Origin of the sequence: Bradyrhizobium sp. 23, from assembly GCF_023073295.1 — a bacterium.
In the GTDB taxonomy this organism is placed as follows: domain Bacteria; phylum Pseudomonadota; class Alphaproteobacteria; order Rhizobiales; family Xanthobacteraceae; genus Bradyrhizobium; species Bradyrhizobium canariense_D.
The window spans coordinates 1,271-4,985 of sequence record NZ_JADPJF010000119.1 but is presented as its reverse complement, the minus strand read 5'-3'; the positions used below and the strand labels follow the sequence as shown (position 1 = coordinate 4,985).

The window sequence follows — 3,715 nt, the reverse complement described above, 5'->3', positions numbered from 1 at the left end:
CGATGCCTCGCGCGGCGGCAACATGCCTCGCTGTCGAAACCGCCGCCGCCAATCGTAGATCTGCCAGCGCGTCGCTCCGTGCTTCCGCGCCACCTCGGACACCTGGGCACCGGGTAACAGACTCTCGGCGACGATCCGAGCTCTCTCAGCTTCCGAACGTACGCGGCGCCCCGATGGTCCTTCAAGAACCTCCAGCCGGCCCACCGACCCCCTCGTTGAGCCGTCCAAATGGACGTCCTTCTTGCTGTCCAATCCCATCCGAAACCTCCGTCCAAGCCGGAGGCTTCTTTCGCACAGCTATACCGATCCCGAAGCAAGGGTTCCGGCTAAGCGCTTACCAATGTTCTCGCTCGTCCTGATTGACGTCTGGACCTACACGCCCTTTTTTGCGCTGATCATTTTCGCAGGCCTTCAGGGTATCAATGAAGAAGTGAGGGAGGTCGCGCGTGTCAATGGGGCAAAGGGGTGGGCAACCTTTGTGCATATCGAGTTGCCGCTGATCGCTCCCTACATTCTGATCGCCGCGGTGTTTCGGCTGATCGAATCGCTCAATCAGTTCGACATCATTTTTGGCACTACGCAAGGCGGGCCTGGAGATAGCACCTCCGTTCTTTCCGTGCGCGCCTACATTATCGCATTCCAGAATCTCGCCTTCGGGCGTGGTGCAGCCCTCATGGTCGTCAACTGGATGATCGTGCTGGTGGGAACGTTCGCCATGGTCAAGCTGTGGCGCGTCGTGCGGCAGCGCGTCAGCTGAGGGCCACCGTATGCGACTGAAACGCGCCACCTCCGTCAATTTGATGCTCAACCTGCTCGTCGGCATTTGCGCATTGATCCTGGCCTTCCCGCTTGTCTGGATCGTGATGATGTCGCTCAAGCAGCAGGCAGAGGTCATGACATGGCCGCCGACCTTCTTGTTCTCGCCGACATTGGAAAACTTTCGCGTCTTGTTTGACGTCGCCCAAGCCGGCGCAACCAGCTACGGCACTATCAAGATCGATTTCCTGACCCCGATCACGAACAGCGTCGTCATAGCGCTTGGCTCTGTTATCGTGTCCCTGCTCGTGGGGTCCCTGCCGGCTACGTGCTGGCAAGGCGGGACATACCCCTCAAAGAAGACATTGCCTTCTTCATTCTGGGCTTCCGCTTTGCCCCGGTCCTACTGGTCGTCATCCCCCTGTTCAGCGTTTTCCAAACGATTGGCCTGTATGACACCTATGTCGGCATGATCTGGGTCTACCAGGTCGTCACACTGCCGATGATCGTTTGGCTGAGCCGCTCCTATATCGAAGATATCCCAAAGGACATCGAAGAGGCGGCTGCCATGGATGGTGCCAAGCCAGTCCCCGCAGCCTTCAGCTTTTCACAGGTGGCGGACATCTCTGGCGGCGTGGGACCCCGATGCCGTGTTTGTCAAGTATGTCCATACGGTAGAACAGTCGGATGGCCGCGCAAAGCTGCGAGCGTGCTTGGCATGATTCCCTCCAATGGGCTCTTTGGCCCGCAAACACGCGCCCCCTCCTCATCCGAAAGGCCGGCCGGATTGCCCATCTGCTTCGCGACGAACAACTCGACGCACACGCCAGCAGATGTCGCCAGCAAACTGGCGGGCCTTGGGCTTGTTATTGCGCCGAAGGACGTTGCCACCAGCGCCATCACCGCCGCCGAACTCATCCGCGCTACATACCCGGAGTTTGGGCGTATATTCGTCATCGGCGCGCCGTCCCTTATGAAAGCCATGACAAACGCGGGGCTCGCGGTGACCGGTCGGCAGACCGAGGCCCTGGTCATGGGCTCGATCGAGAAATTAGGCATGAGAAGCCGCGGATTGCGGTCGACGCGATCCTAAATGGAGCAGCCTTTATCGGCACCAACCCCGACCTCGTGTTGCCGACGGCAGGTGGATTCGAGCCCGGGGCAGGAGCTACGATCGCCGCCGTGGCTGCCGCCACGAAACTGGAGCCTTTGATTGTTGGTAAGCCGGAGCCGCATATGATCGAGACTGCACTTTCCCGCCTGGGCACGGTACGCAGCGCAACCTTGATGACTGGAGACCAGATCCGACTGGAGGACCTTCCGCAGCTCATTCCGCAATTTACAGTCGAAGCCAAAGGGGATTCGAACGGGCAAACCCTGACAATAGAAAAAGCCTGCGTTCTTGGCGCTAGCCGGCCATCATTGGGTCGGAAATCGGACAGAGTTGCGCCAGATAGTGGATCAACTCGTAATGTTGAAAGACACGCATATTGTCGCCGACGTCCTCAAGCCGCTTTTGAACTCGGCGTCGCCCACCAGGCCCACAGGGGCATTCTCCGAGCGCGAGTGGATCATGGGATGCCTGAAACGAAACATCGTGGAAAGACTGCACGTTCTCCAGGACTTTCAAGGAAGACGCTTTACAACAAAATAAAGAAACTGCGGATATTGGAATAGCCTACGATCATTTCTTGCGAATAGGTTGTTTTGAAGCCGTCGCATGCAAAAGCGAGAATTTTGGTGTGGACGACCCCTGTTGGTCAAGCCGGACCAATTCCATCTCGTCGCGAATCCTCAACTCAAGAGCCCCTTCGGGCAAATGCACAATACCTTTGAGATGCGAACCAAGTCTTCTCTCTGCCACTGTGACCTCAGAAACACTGACAGCAGCAAACAAGTTATTGAATCCCAAGCTAGCAAACCATTCCATACGCCGAAGTTCAAGCTCCAGTCCGGTGTTAACCCGCATGGTAGCCGAAGGCTGCTCGATGATAGATGCAGGTGGAAAATTTACGACACCGCAAATTCTCGCCTCTTTTAATAAATCGGCAAAATCCTCCCAACAGGCGAAGGAATCGATCATTACCATTGCTGCGTAGGCATGAATGAACGTTTGCTTGCCGAGGCTGCGCAAATCGCGCAAAAGGCAGTCATTCCAGTCAATGACGGGCAAGGTCGCCATCACCAGCATGGAGCCTGCTGGAAGGCTTCGCAGGGACGGCGCGTAGATTTCCAAGGGCGCGCCATTAGGCGGAGCCGTTAAGTGTGTTGCAAGCTTGCAGATGATTTTACCCATTCTTACGCCTCCGGCCGTATGGCCGATCTTATACACTGCTTTAGACCAGTTAGGTGTTTCGTCCTGGCGTTTGCTGGAGCGGATTGAGTTTGAATCGTGCTGGCTGGGAAATCCAGCATTGAAGACGTATTCGCAGGGTGTGAGGCCCTTCAGGGTCTCCAGCCGCCGAGCTTAGTTTTAGGCGGTGAGAAACTTGGCAAGGTGAGTTCCGAGCTGATCGTCTCGATCGTGATGGTAGCGTTGGACGGTCGCTTCCTTGATCGTGCGGTTCATGCGCTCGACCAGGCCATTGGTCCAGAGATGCTGATCTTCGCCAGCGATGTTCGCCCCCATTTTCTTGGCATCGCACAGAGTGCTCTCGGGCTCTCTTGACTATTCTGTATTGCTCGACGGGAGGTTGTCCCGTGTTCTGTTGATTTTCTGAAGAGGTCGGCGTTGCCCACCTTGAGCCGGTAGGCTCGCGGTGCTGATTCCACAAACGAGAGCAACGCCAAGACGGGAGATATCACACCGGCTGGTTCGCCGGCGACCGAGGCTTGTGGACGAAGCGTTCGCAGAAGTGCGGGCGAGCTTCGACCAGTCATGCCTTGCGGCAGGGACGAGGCGCTCGGCACGATGATGGAGGCGGATGTCACGGCGGCCTGCGCGCCGCGCCACGGTCGC

Annotated in this window: 6 protein-coding genes and 2 pseudogenes; 5 read left to right on the top strand and 3 right to left on the bottom strand. The window is 57.3% G+C overall.

What is annotated here, in order from left to right; translation table 11 throughout:
• Positions 1-258: transposase (locus IVB32_RS28835; RefSeq protein WP_247412132.1), on the bottom strand; the 258-nt coding region annotated here is incomplete at its 3' end.
• Positions 259-340: 82 nt separating this feature from the next.
• On the opposite strand from IVB32_RS28835, the gene IVB32_RS28830 reads away from it, so the two are divergent.
• The 4 genes from IVB32_RS28830 (at position 341) to IVB32_RS28815 (ending at position 2,433) form a co-directional block, all read left to right on the top strand.
• On the top strand, positions 341-757 hold the full coding sequence (locus IVB32_RS28830) for a sugar ABC transporter permease (RefSeq protein ID WP_247412131.1): 417 nt from the start codon (positions 341-343) through the stop codon (positions 755-757).
• 10 nt (positions 758-767) lie between these two features.
• Complete coding sequence (locus tag IVB32_RS43130; protein WP_247412134.1) at positions 768-1,229, top strand: hypothetical protein; 462 nt, start codon at positions 768-770, stop codon at positions 1,227-1,229.
• Entirely contained in the window at positions 1,121-1,849 is a 729-nt protein-coding gene (locus IVB32_RS28820; RefSeq protein WP_247412133.1) for a hypothetical protein, read from the top strand. The genes IVB32_RS43130 and IVB32_RS28820 overlap by 109 nt, the downstream gene beginning before the upstream one ends.
• Before the next feature lie 143 nt (positions 1,850-1,992).
• On the top strand, positions 1,993-2,433 hold the full coding sequence (locus tag IVB32_RS28815) for a hypothetical protein (RefSeq protein ID WP_247412128.1): 441 nt from the start codon (positions 1,993-1,995) through the stop codon (positions 2,431-2,433).
• A 7-nt stretch (positions 2,434-2,440) separates the two neighbouring features.
• On the opposite strand, the gene IVB32_RS28810 is transcribed toward IVB32_RS28815, so the two are convergent.
• Entirely contained in the window at positions 2,441-3,052 is a 612-nt protein-coding gene (locus IVB32_RS28810; protein ID WP_247412126.1) for a hypothetical protein, read from the bottom strand.
• Positions 3,053-3,101: 49 nt separating this feature from the next.
• Positions 3,102-3,355: pseudogene (locus IVB32_RS28805) on the bottom strand (integrase core domain-containing protein); the annotation flags it as partial.
• Between the two features lie 201 nt (positions 3,356-3,556).
• Between IVB32_RS28805 and IVB32_RS28800 the strand changes: the two are divergent.
• Positions 3,557-3,715: pseudogene (locus tag IVB32_RS28800) on the top strand (IS256 family transposase); the annotation flags it as partial.

Coding starts and splice junctions, on each gene's coding strand:
- IVB32_RS28830 (WP_247412131.1), top strand. CDS start 341: ATGTTCTCGCTCGTCCTGATTGACGTCTGGACCTACACGCCCTTTTTT.
- IVB32_RS28815 (WP_247412128.1), top strand. CDS start 1,993: ATGATCGAGACTGCACTTTCCCGCCTGGGCACGGTACGCAGCGCAACC.
- IVB32_RS28810 (WP_247412126.1), bottom strand. CDS start 3,052: ATGGGTAAAATCATCTGCAAGCTTGCAACACACTTAACGGCTCCGCCT.
- IVB32_RS43130 (WP_247412134.1), top strand. CDS start 768: ATGCGACTGAAACGCGCCACCTCCGTCAATTTGATGCTCAACCTGCTC.